The following is a 21,973-nucleotide window of genomic DNA, read 5'->3' on the forward strand; positions in this document are numbered from 1 at the left end:
GGGGACACCTCAAGAGCCCTTGCTTTTTGCGGGCTTCGCCGTGAGCCATCCCTGAGCCACTGGCGCACGTAGATTGCGCCATGAGCCACCGGGGAGTGCACCATGGGCAAGACCGACATCCGTACTTGGGAAGGCGGGTACATCCGCAAGGACGCCAAAGGTAGGGACGTCTACATCATCCGGCGGCAAGTAAACGGGCAGCGCGTCACCATCAGCACGCGCGCCCACACCCCAAAGGCCGCCTTCGAGCATCTGCGGCGCTTTGAAGCTGACCCCGAGAGCTACTGCCCCGAGGGGTCGCGCGTTCGTCAGGCCGTCTACCTCGACGAGGCACTCGCTTTGGAGTTCCTCGTGTGGCTGCGTGACGTGAAGAAGAACTCTCGCGAGTGGCTGGAGAAGCAGAAGCGCTACCTCGCCTGGTGGGCGGATCAGCTCAAGGGACTGGATCTACGCGGTGGCTCCGGCCCGCGTCGTGTCTCCCTCACGGAGCACATCCTCCCGGCGCTGGAGCGTGCGCCCAACCGCACCCACCGCATCGCCGTCCTGAAGGCGTTCTACTCCTGGATGCGGAAGGAGAAGCACCTGCTCAACGCCAACGAGGACCCGACGTTCCAGACGCTGGTGGTGCCCCAGGCGCGGCCCGAGCAGTGGAAGCGGACCAAGGTGATTCCCCGGGAGCACTATCTGCTCGTGCGCGAGCACCTTGCACCGCACTGGCGCGACGGCATGGACGTGCAGGCGGGCACCGGGTGGCATGTCACCGAGGTCATCCGGTTTGCAAAGGCGGGCAGCATCGAGCCCTACCGGGGGGAAGCCGAGGGCATCGCGGGCGTGCTGGTGTGCCCGCAGACCAAGAGCGGGGAGCCCCTCCGAACGGCGGTGTCCGCCGAGGCGCTGGAGGCCGGGAAGCGGTTGCTGGAGCGGGGGACCTTCGGTCGCGAGAAATACGGCATGGCGATCAACGCGGCCTGTAAGGTGGCGGGTATCCCGCCCTTCACCCCGGGACGGTTCCGGCACTCCGTCGCCACCTGGGCCATCGAGAAGGGCGCGGCCCCTGCCAATGTGGCCGCGTTCCTCAATCACAAGAGTGCGTCCACCACCCGGAGGTTCTACGCGACGCACGCCGTGCCGACGAAGGTCCCGACCCTGATATAGCACCAAGCAACAGGCACCTCGGCTCCAGGCGGAGACCGGACCCTCCCGGATTTGACGGCGCCATGTGCAACGCGGCTCAATCCGCCCCATGGTTCTACCGGCGCATGCTGCGTTCACCAGCTTTCCGTCCTCCCGCTGGTTCAGCGCCTTCCAGTCCGACCTGGGTGCTGCCACGCGCGTGCGCGTCGCGTCTGGCTATTTGGATGGTCCTGGGGCGTTGCGGTTGCGCGAAGCACTACACCCAGGAGTCACGGTGGAGGTGCTCACGTCGTTGAGCGGGTGCAGCCGCGATGCTGCTCAGACCCTCCATGGCATTCGCGGCCTCACCTTGCGAGCAACACGCTCGACCGCGTTCCACTGGAAATGCGCTCTTGTCGAGACACCAGATGGCCGCATCCTCTGGGTGGGGTCTGCGAACTTCACTGGAAAGGGCACTGGCGGCGAGGGCGAGATGATGCTGCGGCTGGCGGGCACGGCGCTCCCCCGCCCCCTTTGGAAGGAGGTGCTTGAGGACTTCCAGCGGCACTTCGTGGCGGAGAGAACTCTTCAAGGCGAAGCGCTGCTCAAGGCGGTGCAGTCCCTCGTGGAAGACCGCGAGCGGCTCAGCTCCGCAGAGCGCGTCCTATGCGAGCGGGCGGCGGTAATCGGGAACATGCCCCAGAAGCCGACCGACGCGGCCCAGGACGCTTGGTTCATGATCTGGAAGCGAGAAGAGGCGGACCCGTTGCTTCAGCAGGTGCTCGAAGAGGCCAGGAGCGCGCACTCCAAATCACACTCCTTCTCCGTGGGAGAACTGCTTTCCGGTGAGCGCAGTTCGCTACGTACAGGCGCACTCGTGCTCGCGCTCACACAGGATACGGGGCTCTACTCGCTATCCAGAATCCTCAAGTGCCGTGCCTTTATGACCCAACCGGAGCCGCGATACTTCGTGGTGCTCGAACACCTCGCCCCGGATGTCACGGCCGGGGAGCCTGGCACTGCATTCCGGGAGCTTGAGGCGCTCCGTCGCGCGGAAGGCACCCCTCGGATTGCGCCCATGCGGCCGGAGGTGGTTGCTCGTGTCGAGGGCATCTTCCGCCGCCATGCGCAACTCGTGGCGATATCGGCTCTCACGGATGACACGCCCGTGCCCGCCCCTCACCCGTGGCGTGCGCGTAAGCTCCCGGCGTGATTCGCGGAGGGAAGAGAACATGGCGAAGGCGAAAACGGTGAGGAGCGCAGCCGATGTGCAGGCGCTCCGCGCGACGCTGCGAGCGACGGCAGCCCATGCGCGCAACCAGCTGCGCGCCCTCGTCGAGGCCGACGACATCCTCTCGCGCCTGAAATTCGAACGCCTGGGGTGCGATCCTCTGGACCTCAACGATAGCCAGAACCTGGCCGAGCAGATCGACCAGCAGGCCACATACGAAGCGGGAGTGGATGCGCTCGAGATGCTCATGCATCGGCACCCCGACCGAACCTGGAGCTTCGCTCCCGGCGCCCAAAGCATCGGCCACGACATTCAGAGCGACGATGGGAGTGTCGTGGCCGAGGTTTTTGCCGCAGTAAAGCCGAACAATAAGAACAAGCTGCGGAATGACGTCGAGAAGATTCGCGGTACGCCCGCGCTGTTTCGCTACGTCTTCTTCCGCTCCCCTGGGCACTCTCTGAGCGAGCGCCAGGACGGAGAAGTCACCGTGGTTTCCCTCGGACCTCGGAGCCACCGCGCTGGGGGCTGACACTGCGTTCCAACCCCTTGGCTTTACAGCTTCAGTGCTCGGATGCCGTCGCCAGGGCTGCGCGAGCCTGCGGGGCGAGGCCGTGGTGCGCGCCTCCTCGGTTCCGGCATGGTGCTGTCGAAACCCTCTTGGGCGAGCCGCTCCACCTCGGTGGCGGGCACCTTGCGCTTGCCGTTGGCCTTCACCGTCCGGAGCTGGCCCGTTTGGATGAGGGAGACGAGGGTGGTGTTCCGGTCGACCCCCAGGCGCCGGGCTGCCTCCCGCTGGCTGAGCAATTGGGCATGGGGATTAGGGCGCCTGCGCGTGGGAGTCTTCGGGTGTCTCTTCTCGAGCGCGCTGGCGATGGTGGTGAGGGTTGCGTTGATTGCTCGGAGCTCCTCATGGATGCCCTCGATGGCCGAGAGCAGGGCACTGCGACTTGACGACACGACGCCACGTTCGCGCCTGGGTACGCGGGCGCGTCCATCGACGAGGTGCCGGTTCGTCTATCGCGACGTTGCGTCGCGGGACCGGCGGCGTGTTCTACCGGAGGCATCCTGTAAGAGCCGGCTCAGGTGCGGCTCCTCCGGGTCAGGCCAACTGCACTGCCATATGCCGAGGTCGGCCCGGTGGCCTTCCTCGCGCTATGAGTTCGCGGGTCCGGCCGTGCCGCCGGAGCACCGCAGCCTGCATTGCAGGCCCTCGGTTAACGGCCTGCCCGCGTTTCACGGGAGGCACGTCGTACCTGGGATTAACCAAGACCCCAGGGGGATGCCATCCAAAAAGAGGCGCCGTCAATGCTGACCGGTACCTCCCCTCCTCGAGCTGCGGGGCTACTGCCAATCGCGATGGGCCCCAATGTCATACGGACTGCTGCTTCCGTACGAACGGCGATTGAACGACTCGGCGCCGCTGAGCTCCTCGGCGACGATCAGGAGGACGGCGGCCACAATGCGCCGCGTCATCCGCGAGCGCAGGATGCGCTTCAGGGCTATCCACCACACGGGCTCTCTCCTTCCACCCTGCCGCGGCAAGACTTCGGGGTTGTGCATCTGGTGAAAGGCGAGAAGCAGCCCGAGGAAGATCGTGGTTCTCTTATGGGCTTGGTTGCGTCGGCTCTTCGCGCTTCGCCTCGGCCTCGGCCTTCGCCAGAAGGCGGCGAAGGTGAATTACGCGCTGGGCCGCCGTCCACGGGCGCAGGCGAACATCGGCGTCACCGAGTTCGTTCTCGGGGACACTGTTGTGCGTGGCCAGGAGTTCGCGCGGGTCTGTCTCACAGCTCAGCACCCGCCGCAGGTGGGTCATGCGCGCGGTCACGAGCACCAACAGGCTATTGAGGGCCAGCGGCGTTTGTGCAGCCGTTTCCTCGCTGCCCAGGGACTTCATGGCCAGGAGCTCGGCGAGATTAGCCGCTCCAGTCAGAGCCTCCTCGATCAACGAGAGTTCTCCGGAAAGTGAAAGCAGCTGCGTGCCCTCGCCGTTGGGCGGCGGGGGCTGCGCGCAGTCGATGACGGTGAGTTCGGTCATGGGTTGGTCCTCCGCCTCCGGCAGGTTCTTGGAGGCCGGCAAGAGCCCGTGTGCGCGCGTGTGCCAGCGCGCCAGCGGACGATGGTGGTGAAAGGGGACGGCAGGAGGCGGCTCGCTCCGGGCGGCGCACCGTCGCGTCGCGGAGCTATGTGCCTCTGACCCTTATACCGCCGCTGCTCGCTTCTCTTCGGGGTGCAAGCCCCTTCGAGCGTGCCGCGGTGCCGGACTCCAGGTTCCAGGACAGGCGGCCAATCATCACGGCTTGCCTCCGGCACGAGAGCTGAGCAAGATGTCCGGTGCAGTACGCCCAGTGTGGTTTTTTGTAGTACGCCCAGTAGTTGCCAGTGCAAGCCCGCGTCCCGTGCGCCGCACGGGCTCGCCTTGAGGGGGCTTGGACATAGGGACGGCAGGCGTCACCGCCGCCCTACTTGTTGCGCCGACGAGCCGTTGCCCTCATGCGTCGCGCCCTGGCCGCCCATTGCCCCACAGCCAAGAAGATGCGCCCGCCGCAGCACGCGGACGGTCGAGGTGTGTGTGGCACGCCCAAGGAGGCCCTGATGTCCGGGGCAAAGCCAATGACAACTAATCGGATTTTCAAGAGCTTTAGAGGATATCTGGATGAAAACCCAAGAGCGGAAGACGGCATTCATCCGCCGGTTTGCGGGGCCGGGTGACGGCTCCGGCATCGTCTGCTTCAAGTTCTGGCAGCTCGTCCCTGCGATGGGCTGCCCCTTCCGGTGCAGCTACTGCTTCCTCCAGGACCAGCTGTACTTCCGCTTCAATCCGGAGACGCTGGCCGGCCTCGTCTACACGAACATCGCGGACATGGTGGGCGAGGTGGAGAAGTGGCTCGAGGACCCCATTCCCAAGATGCTCATCGTGGGCGAGCTCCAGGACGGGCTCGTCTTCGACCCGGCCTACAAGAAGGTGAATGGCACGTCGCTGACGCACCTGCTCGTGCCCCTCTTCGCGGCGCAGACTCGTCACCGGCTCATCTTCCTCACCAAGGCCACCACGATTGAAAATGCCCTCGAGCTGCCGCCCACGCCGCAGGTGGTGTTCTCCTGGTCGGTGAACGCCGAGTACATCGGGACCACCTTCGAGCATGGGGCCCCGCCGCCGTCGGAGCGCTTCGAGGCCGCACGCCGGATGAAGGAGGCGGGCTGGCCCATCCGCTTCCGGCTGGACCCGATGGTGCCGTACCCGGGCTGGCAGGAGGGGTACGCGGAGGCCATCGAGCGCATCAACGCGCTGGAGCCGGAGATGGTGACACTGGGCTCGCTTCGGGCCACGTCACCCAAGTCTCTGCGCAGCGCCGCCGAGAAGAACGGCCGGGACGCCAGCATCTTCGACTACCTCGGCGAGGAGCGCGACGCCTCGGGCTTCAAGTACCGCGTGCCCGAGGAGGTGCAGCTGGAGATGTTCCGCTTCGCCCTCGACCGTCTTGCGCCTCGGGTGGTGCCGGCCCTCTGCAAGGAGGACGCGGGCCTCTGGCGCCGGCTGGGCCTGCCCTTCCGGGGCTGCCACTGCCTGCTAGGCGGGCAGGACGCGCTGGTGGACGGGGCGGCCGAGCAGGTGGCGGTGGAAACCGACGTCCTGCCGGTGCCGTCGACCTTGCCGCTCCCCGGGCCTGAGCTGCACCTGTTGCCGCCGGGCGTGACCAACCCCGGTGAGTGGCCGCTCGCCGATGCTTCCGCCGTGCCCGACAGCTCCGGCCAGGAGAGGGGGGAGGTGAACCACTCGCCTGCCGAGGGGACGGCCTGCTCGCATGCGCAGTTGCCTCCGGGGCCGTCCGACGATGGTTCCGCCGCCGTTGCGTCCGCCGCCATGGACCAGTCCGTGCCGGAGGAAATGCCCTCGATTTCCATTGGAGATTCAGGGGCTTGCGAGGAGGGGCAGCACGCCACTCAGGCGCCGGAGCTCGTGCTTGAGGCGGCGGCGGAACCAAATCCGCACGAGGTGTCCGCTCCCGGTGGCGGTCAGCAAGAGGACGTGGTCGGGCACCGGGACCTCCAGGTGTCCCGGAGGGCTGGGGGCCCACGGAGAGGGCTCAAGTCCTGGACGGCTGCGGAGGTGGCCCGTACGACGCCCGCTGAGGTGCGATGGATCGCGCGTCCGTGGGTGGCCGAGGGAGCGATCACGATCGTGGACGGCAAGCCGAAGCTGGCCGGCAAGTCCACCTGGGTGGCGCACCTGGTGAAGCACGTGCTCACGGGCTCGGAGTTCCTCGACGAGCTCACCACGCGCTCACCCGTGGTGCTCCTCACTGAGGAGCGCCCCGTCACTCTCCGGCGCCTGCTGGAGCGCGTGGGGATCGCTGATTCCATCGACCTGCACGTCATCTTCTACCAGGACGTGCGACACCTTCCCTGGGATGCGCTGGTAAAGCAGGCGGTCGACAAGTGCCGAGAAGTCGGGGCGAAGCTGCTCATCATCGACACGCTGGCCCAGTTCAGCGGCATCCCGGAGAGCTCTAGCGGCAAGGCCCTGGACGCCGTCCGGCCTCTTCAGGCCGCCGCGGAGCAGGGGTTGGGCATCGTCGCCGTCCGCCACGAGCGCAAGAGCGGCGGGGGCGTCGGGGACTCCGGCCGCGGCAGCTCGGCCCTCACCGGGGCGGTGGACATCATCGTGGCCCTCCAGCGGCCACCCAATCACACGGGGCAGGTGCGCATTCTCCACGCCCTCTCCCGCTACGAGGAGACGCCGTCCACCCTGACCATCGAGCTCGGGGACGAGGGCTACAGCGTGCGCGAGGGACTCGATATCGAGGCCCAGGACCTCGAGCGCGCCCTTCTTCTCGCCGTGCCCGACACCGAGGAGGACGCGAAGACGGCCGACGAGCTGATGGATAAGACGGGCCTGAAGAAGACCAAGGCGCGCGAGGCTCTCGCCCGGATGGTGAAGGAGGGGAAACTCTTGCAGACCGGCACCGGCCGCAAGGGCGCGCCGTATCGCTACTGGCGGCTCGCTACTTCGTAGCGCCACGGGGTGGGGTCTACGGCGAGGACTGGCTTTCGGTCCTCGTCGTAGTCTTTCCGCGTCGACGGTGCCGGCGGTACGGCTTGGTCGGAGTCAAATCTGTGCCGCCTTCAGCATCTCATACACAGCCTTGGCCTTCGCGGCCTTCTCCCTCCAGCGCTGGGATTCGGCGTGCAGCCAGGTGTCTCGCGCGAACGACAGCGTTTGCCCGAGAGCGAGCCGGCGGTGGTAGGCGGCATCCTCTCGGCGCTCGAGCGTCTTGCCGGCGTATTGGAGAGCCCACCAGCCGTCGGTGGTCCATTTGGTGTCGGGGTAGCTGCGCATGAGCTTGGAGAAGACCGCGAGCGCCGCGGCCGCAGACGCATCGTCCCGGACCTCGCGAAGCACGCGCAGCTGTTCGTCCCATCGCTGCTGGCCCACGAGTTCAAGCACGAGCGGCATGAGGGTGCGCGCGCACCAGTCGGCATGACTGAAGGCGTCCTGAATCTCTTTCGGAGTGAGTGCTGGAGGCATGCCAGAAGCATAGGACGTGAAGCGAGATCGCCTCGTTCACGGGGGCCTCCCGAGGGGTTTGGCCGTTTCGTCCTATGTTTCTATGGGGATTTATTCGGCATTTTTCTCTGAATTTCCCCGGAGGACGCATGCACCCAAATTCGTTCACGACGACCATCACCATGCCGCTGGAGCTCCGGGCGGAGCTGGACAAGGTGAAGGCCCAGCACGCCCGCCGCACCGGCAAGCGGCCGCCCATCAACACTCTCATCCTGGAGGCACTCCAGCAGTACGTGGTGCGTGAGCGCGCCACCGCGGAGGAGTGAGCGCCATGGGGCTCATCATCCCCTCGGGCTTGAAGGCTCCCATGGTGGACTACGCCATCGCCCCGGCGAAATGCGGCCTGGCCGTGGTGGCGCCGCATCACCCCATCATCGAACCCGATTGAAACTCTAACAACGAAAAAACCCCGGCGGTGGGACGCCGGGGTCACTCACAACAGAAAAGTCACCATGAACAATCATAGTCAAAAGAACGCGTCGCTTCAAACGCAGCTCAATACCGCAACCGCAGTGCCGATGAGTGCGCAGAGAAACGCTCAGGGCACCAACCGCAATCAGCACGGGGCGACGCGTCAGCTCCTGCGGGCGATCGTGGTGGATCCCGTCTACAAGGCCATGCGGGAGCAGGTGGCGCCCTTGACCAACTGCAAGCTGCTGCGCGTGGCGGTGGAGTCCATCATTGCCGCGATGCCGGAGGAGCCCGAGCTCGGGCGCACGCTGTGCCACCTGCTGCTGTGCACGAAATGGACGCGGAAGCGGCGGGCCTCCATGCCGGGGAACTTCGCCGCGACCATCATCGACTCCTACGTGAAGAACGCGCGAGAGGCGGTGGCCCAGGCGCAGCAGAGCGGCAGCCTGAAGCCGCTCGCGCAGTTCCAGCACATCGACGAGGAGTTCGAGGCGCTGGGGCTGACGCTGCCGGCGAGGCATGTGAAGTCCTCGCCCCAGGAGCGGGTGGAGGCTCGGCTGGGCATGGTCGGCGAGGACGACATTATGAAGCACCCGCCCGAGGACTTCCTCTTCGATGCGCGGGAGTGCAAGTGGTACCAGCTGAACCGCCGGGGCGAGTGGATGGGGCCCTACTCGGACACGGCCTTCAGCAACCGTCTGCTGAAGCTGGGCCTGCCGCGCCCCAAGCATGACGTCTTCAAGATGTACGTGGAGCAGTACGATCGGGCCGAGCCCCTGTTCGACACCCGCGCGAAGTTCGTCAAGCGCAACGGGGAAGGCATTCGGAACACCTACGTGCGCTCGCCTCTGGTGCCCGAGCGGGGGACGTGGTTCCGCATCTGGCGGGTGCTGCTCAATCTCGTGGGCGGCAACTACGAGCACCTGGAGTACCTGCTGGACTGGCTCGCCGCGCCGCTCCAGTCGCTCCACTTCAAGGGACAGCCCCTGAAGATGGGTACGGCCATCATCTTCCACGGGGACGAGGGCTCGGGGAAGGGGACCCTGGAGCGCATCATCTGCCTCATCTACGGCCGTTGGAACGTGGCCCTCCTCGGCCAGAACGCGCTCGAGAGCCGCTTCCACGAGCAGCTCGTCGACAAGCTGTTCGTGGTGGCCAACGAGGTCATCTCCTCCACCAACCGCTCGGCCGAGACACAGAACCTGCTGAAGCCCTGGGTGACGGACGAGGAGATTCCGTTGGAGGCCAAGCACAAGGCGGCCACCAAGGTGCCGAACCGCTTCAACATCATCTTCACCTCCAACGACGAGAAGCCTGTCATCGTGCCGAAGAAGGACCGGCGCTACACCGTCTTCAAGACGGGCCTCCGGCTTCCGCAGAAGTTGAGCGAGGCCCTGTACGCCGACCTCGACGGGCCGCAGCTCGAGGTGGCGGCGTTCTATTGGCACCTGTTGCACCGGAAGGTGCGGGTGAAGGTGGGGCAGGTGCTGGACACCGAGGCGCGTCGCGAGGTGCAGGCGGCCACCGCTTCCTCCGACGAGAAGTTCGTCGCCGCTCTCAAGCAGGAGGGGTGGTGGGCCCTGAGCGCGCCGTGGGCCGACGAGCAGCATCCGAAGCACTCGGGTGACACCGGCTTCAACAAGGTGGTGGAGAACACCAACGAAGGGGATGCCGTGCTCACCAGCCGCCTCAGCGAGGTGTACCAGCACTTCTGCCGCCGCAACGCTCTCAAGGCACGTGACTCGGTGCAGCTCGCTAAGACGGTCAAGGCGGAGGTTCCCGGCGCGCGGTCCAAGCAGAAGAAACTCGGGGGCGTGCCGCGCCAGATGTGGTTCGGCCTGCCGATGATGCCGCCGGAAACGAAGGCTGACGTCATCCCGCTGCCGATGGTGCAGCAGGCCCCGGTGGAACGCACGGAGCGGCCCGCGGAATCGGCGGTGGACGACGCGGACTTCGGGACGGACGCCGCGTAGGTCTCGAATTCACATAAGAGTTTGCCCCGCCCGTCGTGACGGGCCCCTCCAGTTCCTGAGACCTCCTGCGGCCAAACCCAGGAGGTGTTCCGTGTAGTTGGAGAAGGAGCTGGAGCAGTTTCAGCAGGAGGCGCAGCGGTTGATGGCGGGCCGGCGCAGTGGCTCGCTGCCATTCCCCGAGGCGCTACGCGCCTTCGCGGTGCGCCGCAAATTCTTCAAGGCGGCGAAGGGCAGGCGACGACCTCTCCTTGGCCCTTGCCGCAGCCCTGGCGCTATTCGCTGCGCCTGCTCCCACCCCAAGTGGATCAGGTATGCTTGCCTGGGGCTCATGAGCGGTGGGCCCCCATCACCAAGAGGCAGAGCGAACATTTACTCACCATGCGTAATTACCGAACACCCACTGGAGCACAGTAATGGACCAACACGCCTGGAGCCAGGATGACGACCTCGTCGCCTTTTACCTGTACAAATTCGGTACGGAGCGGCTCCCGTTTGACATGCCCACCATCGCGGAGCGGCGGGGTATCAAGCCGGAGAGCATGGACATGCGGATCAGAAACTTCGAGGCGTACGCGGGAACAGGCGGACTGGTAAATATTGCACAGAAATCCGTGCGGGTCTTCGCGCAGTACAGGGACACCCCCGAGCCCGAGCTTCGGAACCTCGCATTCCCTGAACTGGCCCAGATGAATCTTCCAGACATCGCTGAGTACGTGTGGGCAAACAGTCACGTGATCGCATTCGGGGAAGCAAGTGAGTGGGATGCCGCGCTCTTCACCGAGCCGTGGTGGCAAGAAAGCGGGGCAAGAGAAATAGACTGGGCAGCGTACGGCCCTGGATGGTACTGGTTCCTGTCGGATATGCGGTATGAGGAACTAGCTGAACTCGACAGGCCGACGTCGCTTCCCCAGAAAGGCTGCAATATGGGGGCGCTCGTGCGTGAGCACCTGTCTATTTTTGGGCAGGAGTTGTTATGCAAGCCTGATTCCAGCGGCATGCTCGTGCTGTACAACGGGCACGAGCAACAGGTTTCTTCGCGCGTGCGAGCACATTTCACGCTGGGCAACGACAGGACGGGTGCGCTCGGGCTGCGGCACTACGGCATCAGCGCACGGCGCTGGGCGCTGCGTGTTTTTTCGAACCCGTGCCTGACGCAGCAGGGCGACGCTGTGTCGCAAAAAATCAGAACTCTGATGCAATCGAAAGCCGGGCGCTGTTCAATTGAAAGCGCGTGGAGAGCTGTGCACGGCTGGCCTGTCCTCTGTAAAGAGTAGTAGCTGTCGTGAAGCTCACGAACTCGCCGCGTGCAGGAGGGCGCCTCGGGATGTCGCCGAGGCGTTTTCTTTTGGAGGGGGCGGCGGCGCGCTCGCGTAGCCACGGCTGGACGTGGCGGGCTGCCGAGGTAGGGGCTGAGCGATGGTCCCGGAGGTCCCTCAGGCGGTCCCGGTAAGAAGGACGGAGCGGGTGGTAAGGCGTCTCACTCGCAGGCCCTACTGACCGTCTTACCGCGAGCCCACCTGTAATTTCAGGTGGTTAGGCCGGCATCGCAGGCGGGTAAGGCGGGTAAGGCGTTTGCGCAAGAATCTTGCTGCTGGCGCAGCGCCCCTCTCCTGGGACGGAGTCTTCAATCTATGGAGGAAATAGGAGTAGACGTCTTACCCGTCTTACCGGAGGGGTAAAGGCCAATAAATACAATGGTTTAGGTGGCGGTAAGAGGTAAGGCGCTGGTCTGAAGCGAGCCACCTTACCTGCGTTGACGTCTTACCGACGTCTGCGGCAGCCCTCCCCTCCGCAGCAGCACCTCAGCACGTATGCATGCGCCAGCACGCCGTACCTGGCCGCTCCTGAGCCTCGGGGGTTCCCGCTGGCTCCCCCGGCTCCGGACGCGTCTGCGGCCCGGCCAGGGCCCTCCCAGGGGCTCTCCGAGTCGTCATCACCACGGCAACCGGGTGTGGACGTCGTGACCTATATCTTGGGGATGCTCCATCACCTCCTCGTCCTCCTCCGCGGCCCCCTGGCCACCGACACCCTCCACCAGCAGCGCGTCCAGTTCGATCTCCTTCAGTCCCAGATGGAGGTCGTGCTCGCTGGTCTCCGGCGTGGCGATATCTCCATTGAGGACTTCTTGGTGCAGCGGGAGGAGTAGGAATGACGGGTCCCGCGCTTCGTAGGAAATAGCTAGGTTACCTCTAACGAATACACGCGTCCTCCCCGCGAGACACGTCCGCCCTTCGTGCGCGCGTGGACCCTGCTGGCGTAAGCGGGCGGCGGGGCGGCGGTTTCCGAAGGAATTAGCATTGCACCGGGCTTCCACTCACTTCGTCCTAATATTCTGGGATGAAACCGAAGACCGTGGAGTCCATCCCAGCCATCTCCAACGTCCACGAGCTGCCGGTCGTCCGTCCACCTGCGCGCGTTGAGGAAACGACGCCTCGGCTGGCGCTCTCGCCTGTCGAGACCGCGTCCGTGACGCAGCTGCTGGCCGGTGGCGAGGAGGCGATGCTCGACCACGTCCGTGCCCGGGCAGGGGCCTTCGCCTCGGCAGATGGCGACGGGGTGCGCTTGCGCTCTTTGGCTCGATCCGCAGCGCTCGCGGAGGTCAACATGGGGCAGCTGGCCGCTCTGCTTTCCGCGGCCCTGTCGCAGCGGGATGAGCCTGGCGCCAAGCTGCTGGACAAGCTCCTCACGAGCGCCACCAAGCGCTTCACGATGCTGATGGACGAGCTACGTGCGGAACGCCAGGGCGGCCGGCGCAGCGTGCTGGTCGTGGGGGCCGCGCAGCACGTCCACGTGGGGGTAGGGGAGTGATGGCCATGGACCTGACCAGCTCCGCCCCTCGTCCACGCCGGCCCCGTCGACAGGTGTGGTACCGCGACGACCTGGTTCGGGTATCCATTGCCGGCCTTCGCGGCCGCTTCACGCCCCAGCGCTTCCGGAGCCTCTCGACGGTGCAGCTCGAGCATGCCGGACACCTCGTCGAGGTTCGCATCGTCCAGCAGCCCTGTCCTACCGCGCACGGTGGCGCTCGGCGATGGCTCCTCTGCCCGCGGTGTGGCGGCCGGGCGCAAACGGTCGGGTGCCATCCTGAGCTCGGCTGGGCGTGTCCTGCGTCGAGGTGCGTAGGTGGGTGGAAAGGGAGGACAAGGCGGACGCTACCCGGCCCGGAGGACGGTGCGCAGGCGGGCGATCCTGTCTCCCGTTGAGGTGGACGACTCCTGCACCTGCGCTGGTGCGGGCGCAACCGGCGGCGCATCGAGGTACCCCCTTCGCTAGCCTCGACTACGGAGAGGGACGGAGCCTCAAAGGGCGCGAAATTTACGCCGTAAAGAATGCGCCCCTGCAGGGCTCCTGCATCGACGTGACGAGATGGAACGGGCGCGCTACCGAGTATGCGACGTGGTGCTCTCGCGGGAGCGGCCCGAAGAGCGCGTCATCGTCGTTACCTCGCGGCCTGTGACGGGGTCGGGGCGCCGGTCAATCGTTCCGAGCGTGCGCGGATGATGGAGGAAGGGACTTGGCTGCTGGCTCATGGTGAAACGCTCGCCGAGCGGGTGAGGGGCGCGGAGCGGCAGCTGGCGTCGCTCTTCCACGATCACCTTGCTGCGGTGCTACTCGGGCACGTCCCCCAGCGGCTCGACTTCCGGGACTTCGTCACGCGGATGGACGTGAGCGGCACGCTGGACGGCAAGTACGAGAAGGACGTGGCCGACGAGCTGCGGCAGTGGTACTCCGACCGCCCGCGAAGGTGACCAAGCGAGCGCATAGCCCCTGCTGGGGAGGACGGACTGGCCAGCGTCCTCGAGCTCGACGCCGTCGACGGCGCGGAGCCGATGGCCGAGCGGATGCTCCGGGCGGTGGGCCACGCCGGGAACTGGGTGGAGCAGCGGGCGCTGTGGGCGGAGCTGCGGGCGCCGGCGGGGTAGATTCGAGCGCCGCCTTCGGGTTTCGCCCCACCCTCACCGAGCCTCGCCGATCTTCATCGCGCTTGAGCGCTCTCCGTAGAGCGTGATACGGTGGCGCCGCGTCCGAGGTGGGCACGAGCGGGAGTCCTGCGTCTTTCGCCCTGCTGGAGCCGGTCAATGCACGAGCAAGAGCCCTGGGTGTCGGTGGATGAGGTCGCCAAGCACCTCGGCATCGCCAAGGACACGGTCTACCGGTGGATCGAGTCGAAGTCCCTGCCGGCGCACCGGGTCGGGCGCCTGTGGAAGTTCAAGCTATCGCAGGTCGACGAGTGGATTGAGGCAGGCGGTGCTGCGGAGCCCGAAGGCAACGAGGAGCAGGGGTGAACAGAAACTCGACAACACAGCGTCGTCAGCAGCACGGCCGGCGGACAGACGGCAAGAATAACCGCCCCGCGCTCAGGCGACGACGCCTGTCGAGAGCGGCCAACCTCGCCCCGGCTGGATTGAACCTGCGTGCGACGCCTGCCTCCCGAACCGTGGGTCGTCGGGCTCGTTGACACGCACGCGAATGCGCATTCGCGAATGCGCATTGCAAAGACTGAACGAGGCCACCGATGAACTCAGCCGAACGCCAACTCGAAGAGTCGCTCATCTCCAGGCTCGTGGGCCTCAAGTACGAGTACCGCGAAGATATTCGCGACCGCGATGCCCTCGAACGCAACTTCCGCCAGAAGTTCGAGAAGCTCAACCATGTCAACCTCACCGACGGCGAGTTCAAGCGACTCCTCGATGAGCTCGTCACCCCGGACGTGTACGAAGCTGCACGCGCCCTGCGAAACCGTGAGCCCACCATATTCGCGACGACTGGCTCAAGACATGCATGAAGGCTGAGGTCGAGCGCGTTGGGTTGAGTTATCGGGCACAAGGCAGAGGAAGCCCGCCCCGGGGCAGCGGGTAGCAAGCAGGAGGAGATGGAGAGGGGAGTGGGGAGAGTGCGACACGTGAGCTGCAATTGACTCCAGGCAGCTACGTGATGTGCGCTGTGCTCAGCGAGCCCAGCTTCGTCCACAGCTTCTGCCAGAGGCTGGCCGACTCCCGGCCAATGACCAGCACCACTCTTCTGGCGTGTAACAGCACCCGCGCGGCTACTTTGAGCACCCGCTCGCGCACACGGAGCAGCCCCCAGCCCTCGCCCGTGGCCTGCTCCATCAGCACGCGCGCGGCGTGCACCAGGTTGTAGGCCAGGGCATTGAGCAACAGGCGTACCTCGTTGTTGGCGAAGGCGTCGATGGACACCGAGCGCTGGACGGGCGGCTGCCCCCGGTACTTGGACTTGGGCCGTCTGGCCGAGGAGAGCGCCGGGGCCAGCACGTCCATGAGCTCTCCGAAGTGGCCCTCCGCCGTGCCGCGTTGGCGGTAGTGCTCCAGCAGCGCCTGTGCCGGCATCTGCTCCTTGCTCCAGCTCGTCACCAGCCAGAAGGCGTGCGGGAAGAGCTCGTCCTTCCTCTCCAGCACTACCAACACCACGCGCCGCGCACGGCTCCAGCCCTGCGCCTGGTACTCCCATTCGTACAGGTGGGTGCCCGGCTCCCCTGCGGCACTCCCGAATTCATGAAGCGCGGCAGCGCCGCCTCCCGCTGCAACACGCTGGTGTTGCGCACGCGCGCCACGTAGGGCGTGCCTCGCTCCTCCAGCTTCGCCAGCAGCTTCTCCTCGGGAAAGCCCGCGTCGAAGCGCACCGCCGCCACCTCACACACCTCCTTCTCCACTCGCCCCAGCAACTCGTCGATGAATTCCAGCGCTCCATTGGCGCTGTGCACGTTTCCCTCGCGCAACCTCACGTCCAGCAGGTCTCCCGTCTCGGCGAGACTGGCGACAATCGGGTGGTACATGCGTACTCCGTAGTGCCCGTTGTACGCGCTGCCCTCCTGGTGCCCATGCACCTCCACCGGCAACCCGTCCACGTCCACCGTCACCTGCTTGAGCTTCTGGCCCTTGGGCTGCTGCGCCCTCAGCCTCCGCCCCGTCTGCCACACCAGCGCCTCGTGCAGCACCTTCCGGTTTTCCTCTCGCGCCAACATGGCCGTCAGCCGCGACAAGGTGGGCTGTGAGGCCAACCCCTCCGCTCCCCCCTCTTTCCCCCTCAGCGGCACGCTGCTCTTGCTGTCCGACACCGCCAACCTCAACGCCGCGTCCCTCCTGAGCGCGTCCGCGTCGTCGTGGTCTCTCCACCCTTGCCCCAACAGCAGAAGGTCCGTGCGCACCAACTCCCTCAGCGAGTGGGTTATCCGCTTCTCGTCTCGCGTGTCCGTCAACATCTCCCCCAGCCAGCGCGTCAGCCCCAACCGCTCGTCCACCTCCCTCAGCAGCACCGCACCTGCCTCCGACGTCAACCGCTCCGCCCTCGCCTCCAGCTTCACGGAGCCGTTGAACTCCAGCCCGAAGTCGTTGAGGATTTCACCCATGACGCGCCTCCTGCCTTGTGGTGGTGGATGTCTGAACAACACCCCTCTACCACTCGGGAGGTCAGGCGCGTCACCCTCCTTTTCCGGTCATCCTCCTGCACCTCTCGTGAATAAGGCGGGGTGAGGCGTTCGTCCGCGACGACGGCACCCCGCTCAACTACACCCTCGTCAACATCAAGGACTGGTGCAAGAACACCTTCGAAGTCGTCAACCAGCTCCGCATCAACACCGACAACAGCCACCACCGCTACGACGTCATCCTCCTTATCAACGGAGTCCCCGTCGTCCAGATTGAGCTGAAAACGCTCGGCATCAGCCCGCGGCGGGCGATGGAGCAGATCGTCGACTACAAGAACGACCCGGGCAACGGGTACACGACGACGTTGCTGTGCTTCGTCCAGCTCTTCATCGTGAGCAACCGGACGGACACTTGGTACTTCGCCAACAACAACACACGGCATTTCGCCTTCGACGCTGACGAGCGCTTCCTCCCCGTCTACCAGTTCGCCGCCGAGGACAACACGAAGATCACGCACCTCGACGACTTCGCGGATCGGTTCCTGGCCAAGTGCACGCTCGGTCAGATGATCAGCAGGTACATGGTCCTCATCGCCAGCGAGCAGAAGCTGATGATGATGCGCCCGTACCAGATCTACGCCGTCAAGGCCATCGTCGACTGCATCGAGCAGAACTGCGGCAACGGCTACATCTGGCACACGACCGGCTCCGGCAAGACGCTGACCTCCTTCAAGGCATCGACGCTCCTCAAGACGAACGAGAGCATTCACAAATGCCTTTTCGTCGTTGACCGCAAGGACCTCGATCGCCAAACCCGCGAGGAGTTCAATCGCTTCCAGCAGGGCTGCGTCGAAGAAAACACCAACACCGCGACGCTCGTCGATCGCCTGCTGTCTGACGACTACGCCGACAAGGTCATCGTCACCACGATTCAGAAGCTTGGGCTCGCCCTCGACGAGAATAGCAAGCACAACAAGCAGAACGTCGCCCAAGGACGCGTCACCTACAAGCAGCGCCTCGAATCTCTCCGCGACAAGCGGATGGTCTTCATCTTCGATGAGTGCCATCGTTCGCAGTTCGGCGAGAACCACAAGGCCATCAAGGAGTTCTTCCCCAACTCCCAGCTTTTCGGGTTCACCGGCACCCCGATCTTCGAGGACAACGCGACCGTCAAGCAGATCGAGGGCGACGTCGCTACCCTGCGCACGACGACGGACCTCTTCCAGAAGCAACTCCACGCCTACACCATCACCCACGCCATCGAGGACCGGAACGTCCTCCGCTTTCACGTCGACTACTACAGACCGAAGAACGCGCCGGCTCTGAAGCCCGGCCAATCCCTCGCCAAACAAGCCGTCGCTCAGGCCATCCTCGACAAGCACGATGCTGCGACTGGACGCCGCCGTTTCAACGCTCTGCTGGCGACGGCCTCGATCAACGACGCCATTGAGTACTACGAGGTCTTCAAGAGGCTCCAGGCCGACAGAAGGTCAGCAGACCCCGACTTCGTGCCTCTCAAGATCGCCGCGGTGTTCTCCCCGCCGGCAGAGGGCAACAAGGACGTCCAGCAGATCCAAGAGGACCTCCCTCAGGAGAAGGAGGACAACCGCCACGACCCTGAGGGCAAGAAGGGCGCGCTCAAGGTGATCATCTCCGACTACAACCAGCAGTACGGCACCAATCACGACATCAACAACTTCGACCTTTACTATCAGGACGTTCAGCAGCGCATCAAGGACCAGCAGTTCCCCAACCGCGACCTGCCGCGCCGGGGCGAGGAGAAGATCGACCTCACGATCGTCGTCGACATGCTGCTCACGGGGTTCGACGCGAAGTACCTCAACACGCTTTACGTCGACAAGAACCTCAAGCACCACGGCCTGATCCAGGCCTTCTCCCGCACGAACCGCGTCCTCAACGCCACGAAGCCCTACGGCCACATCCTCGACTTCCGCCAGCAGCAGGACAGCGTCGACACCGCGATCGCGCTCTTCTCCGGTGCGCAGGCTGATCGGGCCCGCGAGATCTGGTTGGTCGACAAGGCTCCCGTCGTCATCGACAACTTCAAGCAGGCCGTCGCCGACCTTGGCGAGTTCATGACGTCGCAGGGCCTCGAAGCCAAGCCCGATCAGGTGAACAACCTCATGGGCGACGACGCCCGCGCCCAGTTCATCAAGCGGTTCAAGGAGGTCCAGCGCCTCCAGACGCAGCTTGACCAGTACACCAACCTTACTGACGAGCAGCGAGCGCAGATTGAACAGGCCCTGCCCAAGGACGAGCTCCGCGCCTTCCGCGGCGTGTACCTCGAAACCGCGCAACGCCTGAAGGAGCAGCAGGGGGCCTCTGGAAAGGAGGGCCAGCCTGCGAGCGCCGAGGTCGACCAGCTCGACTTCGAGTTCGTCCTCTTCGCCTCCGCCGTCATCGACTACGACTACATCATGAAGCTGATCGCCAAGTACTCGGGGCAGGACCCGAAGAAGCTCACGATCAGCCGCGAGCAGCTCATTGGGCTCATCCAGTCCGACGCCAAGTTCATGGACGAGCGGGACGATATCACCGAGTACGTCCGCTCGCTCAAGGAGGGCGAGGGCCTCGACGAAGCCGCCATCCGTGCCGGTTACGAGCAGTTCAAGGCCGAGAAGCAGGCCCAGCAGATCGCTCATCTCGCCCATGCCCATCGACTGACGACCGAGTCGCTCTCGGCCTTCGTTGACACCATCCTCCAGCGCATGATCTTCGATGGCGAGCAGCTCACCGACCTGATGGAGCCGCTCGGTCTCGGCTGGCGCGAACGCCGCGAGCGCGAACTCGCGCTCATGGCCGACCTCGTCCCCCTCCTGAAAAAGCGGGCCCATGGCCGGGAAATCTCGGGCCTCAATGCATACGAGCATGGGGGGGCACGATGACGGCTCGCGAGCCATCACGCCTGGTACCCAGGCTGCGGTTTCCCGAGTTCGAGTGCCAGCGCGGGTGGCCGCTTACGACCCTCGGAGCGGTATTGGACGAACATGGACTCAAGAGCGACGGCACGTCAGACGTGCACTCGGTGTCGCTTGCCAAGGGCATCGTGCCGCAGGTCGAGCACATGGGCCGGAGCTTCGCTGCGAGTGACACAGGGCACTACAGCCTCGTCCGGCCTTTTGATGTCGTGTACACCAGAAGTCCGCTCGCTATGTTCAAGCTCGGGATCGTCAAGCAACACAGAAGAGACTACAACGCAATCGTCTCGCCGCTTTACGGCGTGTTTGCGCCCAAGAACCGACATGTTGGCCTGCTCGTTGAAGCTTTCTTCGAAAGCCCGGCGCGAGCCTTCCGCTACCTTGATCCTCTCGCACAGAAGGGCGCGAAGAACACCATCCAGCTCTCCAATGAACGATTCCTCTCCGGCTCACTCTACCTGCCGGAAGACGAGGATGAGCAGCAAAAGGTAGCCGAATGCCTCGGCTCGCTGGACGAGTTGATCGCTGCGGAGGGCCGAAAGCTCGAAGCCCTGCGGCGACACAAACGAGGGCTGATGCAAGAGCTTTTTCCTCAGGCTGGTGAGCCCCGGCCCCGTCTCCGCTTCCCGAAGTTCTCGGACCCATGGGAAGGGACGACATTGGGCAAGCAATGCGACAGCATATCGTCGGGCAAAGACAAGAGCGATCCCGATGGTCAATTTGACCTCTACGGTTCGACCGGCGTGATCGGCAAGACCCATCATGCGACCTTTACAGACACGGCTCTTTTGGTGGCGAGGGTCGGTGCAAATGCAGGGTTTCTCACCAAGGCGGAAGGGGAGTTCGGTGTGACCGACAACACGCTTGTCATCAACCTCAAGGACCGTGACAACGTGGACTTCTTTCTCTACTACCTTGAGAATTTCGGACTGAACAAAATGATCTATGGTTCAGGACAACCCCTCATAACAGGCGGGCAACTTAAAGCGCTGACGTTGTGGGTTCCCGAGAAGAAGGAGCGAGAGCGAATCGCCGGCTGCCTTTCGGTCCTCGGCGCATCTATCGCGGGGCAATCTCGGAAAGTCGACGCCCTCAAGCGGCACAAGCAGGGTTTGCTGCAGCAGCTCTTCCCGAGGCTGGAGGGCGAGGGGCAATGACCGACGCCAGCTACGCGGATCTGCCGAGCGTCGCCAAGCACCTTCGGACGCTGCTGGCCGAAAAGGCCCAGAAAAAGCCCGGCAAGAGCCCGTTCATTCTGATCTATGCCTTCAACGGCACCGGCAAGACGCGACTGTCCGCCGCCTTCAAGGACCTCGGCAAGGTCATCGACCAACACGGTAAGGTACAGAGCCGCGACACGCTCTATTTCAACGCGTTCACGGAGGACCTCTTTTCGTGGGACAACGATCTGGAGAACGACCAGCACCGCACGCTGAAGCTCAACGCGGCTTCCAGATTCTTCGTCGGGCTGGACGAGCTAGAGCTTGAGACCCGGATCCGCCCGCTATTGAACCGCTATGCGGACTTCGACTTCAAGCTCAACTTTGAGTTTGACCCGGTGACCGGCAAGATCGCCAGCGCGGAGGTCACCTTCTCTCGGGACGTGCTGAGCGGCGACGGCGACGCTACGAGGCGCGACCAAGTCGACGGCATCAAGATCTCGCGGGGTGAAGAGAACATCTTTGTCTGGTGCTTCTTCCTCGCCATCCTTCAGCTCACTCTCGATGGAGCGGAGGCATACAAGTGGGTCGAACATGTGTACATCGACGACCCGATCTCATCCCTCGATGAGCACAACGCCATCGTCGTCGGAAACCACCTAGTCCAGCTCTATCGCGAGGCACAGCGGCCGATCAAGACGGTTGTGTCGACGCACCACGCGCTGTTCTTCAATGTCTTGCATTACGAATTGCAGAATCACGTATTCACTCCAATTCAGTTCACGCTCAAGCGCGATCGTCGCAAGGATGGATACGTTCTTTCAGAACAACAACGTGTCGACACCCCACAGTTCTACCACGTTGCGGCCCTGGCAGATCTGTGGCAGGTGGCCCAGAGCGGGAAGGCGAGCACGTTCCATTTCAATATCTTGCGCACGGTGCTCGAGAAGACCGCCCTCTTTCTCGGCTACAACCACTTCTCGAAGTGCATCAAGGATGCCGATGATGACGCAGATGGCATCCTTCACCAGCGCTTCGTTGATCTGCTGAGCCACGGTAAGTACTCGATGTACGAGCCAACCGAGATGAGTGACGACACGAAGGGCTACTTCCTCACGATCTTGAAGGGGTTCGTGGAGCGCTACCCATTCAATCCAGAACTGGTACCCGGACCCAACGGAGACACTAAGTAAGC

21 protein-coding genes are annotated in these 21,973 nt (G+C 64.5%); 15 read left to right on the top strand and 6 right to left on the bottom strand.

Annotated features, from left to right (window positions below):
- Positions 1 to 102: 102 nt before the first annotated feature.
- From JQX13_RS21035 to JQX13_RS21045, 3 genes are all read left to right on the top strand, one after another.
- Complete coding sequence (locus JQX13_RS21035) at positions 103 to 1,155, top strand: tyrosine-type recombinase/integrase (protein ID WP_203410715.1); 1,053 nt, start codon at positions 103 to 105, stop codon at positions 1,153 to 1,155.
- 88 nt (positions 1,156 to 1,243) lie between these two features.
- Positions 1,244 to 2,326 carry a phospholipase D-like domain-containing protein gene (locus JQX13_RS21040; protein ID WP_239014975.1) on the top strand — a complete coding sequence of 361 codons (1,083 nt, stop codon included), beginning with the start codon at positions 1,244 to 1,246 and terminating at the stop codon, positions 2,324 to 2,326.
- A gap of 19 nt (positions 2,327 to 2,345) precedes the next feature.
- On the top strand, positions 2,346 to 2,873 hold the full coding sequence (locus JQX13_RS21045) for a hypothetical protein (RefSeq protein ID WP_203410717.1): 528 nt from the start codon (positions 2,346 to 2,348) through the stop codon (positions 2,871 to 2,873).
- Positions 2,874 to 2,896: 23 nt separating this feature from the next.
- On the opposite strand, the gene JQX13_RS56400 is transcribed toward JQX13_RS21045, so the two are convergent.
- From JQX13_RS56400 to JQX13_RS21060, 3 genes are all read right to left on the bottom strand, one after another.
- The gene (locus tag JQX13_RS56400) at positions 2,897 to 3,301 is read right to left on the bottom strand and encodes a helix-turn-helix domain-containing protein (protein ID WP_203410718.1); all 405 of its coding nucleotides are present in this window, start codon (positions 3,299 to 3,301) and stop codon (positions 2,897 to 2,899) included.
- Between the two features lie 384 nt (positions 3,302 to 3,685).
- A complete protein-coding gene (locus JQX13_RS21055; RefSeq protein WP_203410719.1) occupies positions 3,686 to 3,856 on the bottom strand; it encodes a hypothetical protein in 171 nt (56 codons plus the stop codon).
- Positions 3,857 to 3,947: 91 nt separating this feature from the next.
- Positions 3,948 to 4,379 carry a hypothetical protein gene (locus JQX13_RS21060; RefSeq protein ID WP_203410720.1) on the bottom strand — a complete coding sequence of 144 codons (432 nt, stop codon included), beginning with the start codon at positions 4,377 to 4,379 and terminating at the stop codon, positions 3,948 to 3,950.
- Positions 4,380 to 4,997: 618 nt separating this feature from the next.
- Here JQX13_RS21060 and JQX13_RS21065 point away from each other — a divergent pair.
- A complete protein-coding gene (locus tag JQX13_RS21065) occupies positions 4,998 to 7,358 on the top strand; it encodes a spore photoproduct lyase family protein (protein ID WP_203410721.1) in 2,361 nt (786 codons plus the stop codon).
- 93 nt (positions 7,359 to 7,451) lie between these two features.
- Here the strand turns inward: JQX13_RS21065 and JQX13_RS21070 are convergent, their stop codons facing one another.
- The gene (locus tag JQX13_RS21070; RefSeq protein WP_203410722.1) at positions 7,452 to 7,871 is read right to left on the bottom strand and encodes a hypothetical protein; all 420 of its coding nucleotides are present in this window, start codon (positions 7,869 to 7,871) and stop codon (positions 7,452 to 7,454) included.
- 128 nt (positions 7,872 to 7,999) lie between these two features.
- Here JQX13_RS21070 and JQX13_RS21075 point away from each other — a divergent pair, with 128 nt between their 5' ends.
- The 8 genes from JQX13_RS21075 to JQX13_RS21110 all read left to right on the top strand — a co-directional run bounded on the left by JQX13_RS21075 (position 8,000) and on the right by JQX13_RS21110 (position 15,080).
- Positions 8,000 to 8,176, top strand: a complete 177-nt coding sequence (locus JQX13_RS21075; RefSeq protein ID WP_203410723.1) for a hypothetical protein — start codon at positions 8,000 to 8,002, stop codon at positions 8,174 to 8,176.
- 252 nt (positions 8,177 to 8,428) lie between these two features.
- Positions 8,429 to 10,294: a primase-helicase family protein gene (locus JQX13_RS21080; protein WP_203410724.1), complete on the top strand. Its 1,866-nt coding sequence runs from the start codon at positions 8,429 to 8,431 to the stop codon at positions 10,292 to 10,294.
- Between the two features lie 413 nt (positions 10,295 to 10,707).
- Positions 10,708 to 11,568, top strand: coding sequence for a hypothetical protein (locus JQX13_RS21085; protein WP_203410725.1), 861 nt, complete (start codon positions 10,708 to 10,710; stop codon positions 11,566 to 11,568).
- A 686-nt stretch (positions 11,569 to 12,254) separates the two neighbouring features.
- Positions 12,255 to 12,440, top strand: coding sequence for a hypothetical protein (locus JQX13_RS21090; protein ID WP_203410726.1), 186 nt, complete (start codon positions 12,255 to 12,257; stop codon positions 12,438 to 12,440).
- Positions 12,441 to 12,631: 191 nt separating this feature from the next.
- On the top strand, positions 12,632 to 13,102 hold the full coding sequence (locus JQX13_RS21095) for a hypothetical protein (protein WP_203410727.1): 471 nt from the start codon (positions 12,632 to 12,634) through the stop codon (positions 13,100 to 13,102).
- 689 nt (positions 13,103 to 13,791) lie between these two features.
- Positions 13,792 to 14,043 (top strand): hypothetical protein, encoded by a 252-nt coding sequence (locus tag JQX13_RS21100; RefSeq protein WP_203410728.1) that lies wholly within the window; start codon positions 13,792 to 13,794, stop codon positions 14,041 to 14,043.
- Positions 14,044 to 14,373: 330 nt separating this feature from the next.
- Positions 14,374 to 14,580, top strand: coding sequence for a helix-turn-helix domain-containing protein (locus JQX13_RS21105; protein ID WP_203410729.1), 207 nt, complete (start codon positions 14,374 to 14,376; stop codon positions 14,578 to 14,580).
- Between the two features lie 230 nt (positions 14,581 to 14,810).
- Positions 14,811 to 15,080 (top strand): hypothetical protein, encoded by a 270-nt coding sequence (locus JQX13_RS21110; RefSeq protein ID WP_203410730.1) that lies wholly within the window; start codon positions 14,811 to 14,813, stop codon positions 15,078 to 15,080.
- A gap of 142 nt (positions 15,081 to 15,222) precedes the next feature.
- Here the strand turns inward: JQX13_RS21110 and JQX13_RS21115 are convergent, their stop codons facing one another.
- Positions 15,223 to 15,723 carry a transposase gene (locus JQX13_RS21115; RefSeq protein WP_203410731.1) on the bottom strand — a complete coding sequence of 167 codons (501 nt, stop codon included), beginning with the start codon at positions 15,721 to 15,723 and terminating at the stop codon, positions 15,223 to 15,225.
- Complete coding sequence (locus JQX13_RS21120) at positions 15,711 to 16,661, bottom strand: IS1380 family transposase (protein WP_203408984.1); 951 nt, start codon at positions 16,659 to 16,661, stop codon at positions 15,711 to 15,713. Before JQX13_RS21120 ends, JQX13_RS21115 begins: the two co-directional genes overlap by 13 nt.
- Positions 16,662 to 16,834: 173 nt before the next feature.
- Here JQX13_RS21120 and JQX13_RS21130 point away from each other — a divergent pair, with 173 nt between their 5' ends.
- Genes JQX13_RS21130 through JQX13_RS21140 form a run of 3 tightly spaced genes read left to right on the top strand, consistent with a single transcriptional unit; the run spans position 16,835 to position 21,971 of the window.
- A complete protein-coding gene (locus JQX13_RS21130; protein ID WP_239015325.1) occupies positions 16,835 to 19,585 on the top strand; it encodes a type I restriction endonuclease subunit R in 2,751 nt (916 codons plus the stop codon).
- Positions 19,582 to 20,775, top strand: coding sequence for a restriction endonuclease subunit S (locus tag JQX13_RS21135; RefSeq protein ID WP_203410734.1), 1,194 nt, complete (start codon positions 19,582 to 19,584; stop codon positions 20,773 to 20,775). Before JQX13_RS21130 ends, JQX13_RS21135 begins: the two co-directional genes overlap by 4 nt.
- Entirely contained in the window at positions 20,772 to 21,971 is a 1,200-nt protein-coding gene (locus JQX13_RS21140) for an AAA family ATPase (protein ID WP_203410735.1), read from the top strand. Before JQX13_RS21135 ends, JQX13_RS21140 begins: the two co-directional genes overlap by 4 nt.
- The last annotated feature ends 2 nt before the right edge of the window (positions 21,972 to 21,973 follow it).

The organism is Archangium violaceum (assembly GCF_016859125.1).
In the GTDB taxonomy this organism is placed as follows: domain Bacteria; phylum Myxococcota; class Myxococcia; order Myxococcales; family Myxococcaceae; genus Archangium; species Archangium violaceum_A.

Excerpts from the sequence above, each read along its gene's own strand:
- JQX13_RS21035 (WP_203410715.1), top strand. The coding sequence starts at position 103 with ATGGGCAAGACCGACATCCGTACTTGGGAAGGCGGGTACATCCGCAAG.
- JQX13_RS21040 (WP_239014975.1), top strand. The coding sequence starts at position 1,244 with ATGGTTCTACCGGCGCATGCTGCGTTCACCAGCTTTCCGTCCTCCCGC.
- JQX13_RS21045 (WP_203410717.1), top strand. The coding sequence starts at position 2,346 with ATGGCGAAGGCGAAAACGGTGAGGAGCGCAGCCGATGTGCAGGCGCTC.
- JQX13_RS21060 (WP_203410720.1), bottom strand. The coding sequence starts at position 4,379 with ATGACCGAACTCACCGTCATCGACTGCGCGCAGCCCCCGCCGCCCAAC.
- JQX13_RS21065 (WP_203410721.1), top strand. The coding sequence starts at position 4,998 with ATGAAAACCCAAGAGCGGAAGACGGCATTCATCCGCCGGTTTGCGGGG.
- JQX13_RS21070 (WP_203410722.1), bottom strand. The coding sequence starts at position 7,871 with ATGCCTCCAGCACTCACTCCGAAAGAGATTCAGGACGCCTTCAGTCAT.
- JQX13_RS21075 (WP_203410723.1), top strand. The coding sequence starts at position 8,000 with ATGCACCCAAATTCGTTCACGACGACCATCACCATGCCGCTGGAGCTC.
- JQX13_RS21080 (WP_203410724.1), top strand. The coding sequence starts at position 8,429 with ATGAGTGCGCAGAGAAACGCTCAGGGCACCAACCGCAATCAGCACGGG.
- JQX13_RS21085 (WP_203410725.1), top strand. The coding sequence starts at position 10,708 with ATGGACCAACACGCCTGGAGCCAGGATGACGACCTCGTCGCCTTTTAC.
- JQX13_RS21095 (WP_203410727.1), top strand. The coding sequence starts at position 12,632 with ATGAAACCGAAGACCGTGGAGTCCATCCCAGCCATCTCCAACGTCCAC.
- JQX13_RS21100 (WP_203410728.1), top strand. The coding sequence starts at position 13,792 with ATGATGGAGGAAGGGACTTGGCTGCTGGCTCATGGTGAAACGCTCGCC.
- JQX13_RS21105 (WP_203410729.1), top strand. The coding sequence starts at position 14,374 with ATGCACGAGCAAGAGCCCTGGGTGTCGGTGGATGAGGTCGCCAAGCAC.
- JQX13_RS21110 (WP_203410730.1), top strand. The coding sequence starts at position 14,811 with ATGAACTCAGCCGAACGCCAACTCGAAGAGTCGCTCATCTCCAGGCTC.
- JQX13_RS21120 (WP_203408984.1), bottom strand. The coding sequence starts at position 16,661 with ATGGGTGAAATCCTCAACGACTTCGGGCTGGAGTTCAACGGCTCCGTG.
- JQX13_RS21135 (WP_203410734.1), top strand. The coding sequence starts at position 19,582 with ATGACGGCTCGCGAGCCATCACGCCTGGTACCCAGGCTGCGGTTTCCC.
- JQX13_RS21140 (WP_203410735.1), top strand. The coding sequence starts at position 20,772 with ATGACCGACGCCAGCTACGCGGATCTGCCGAGCGTCGCCAAGCACCTT.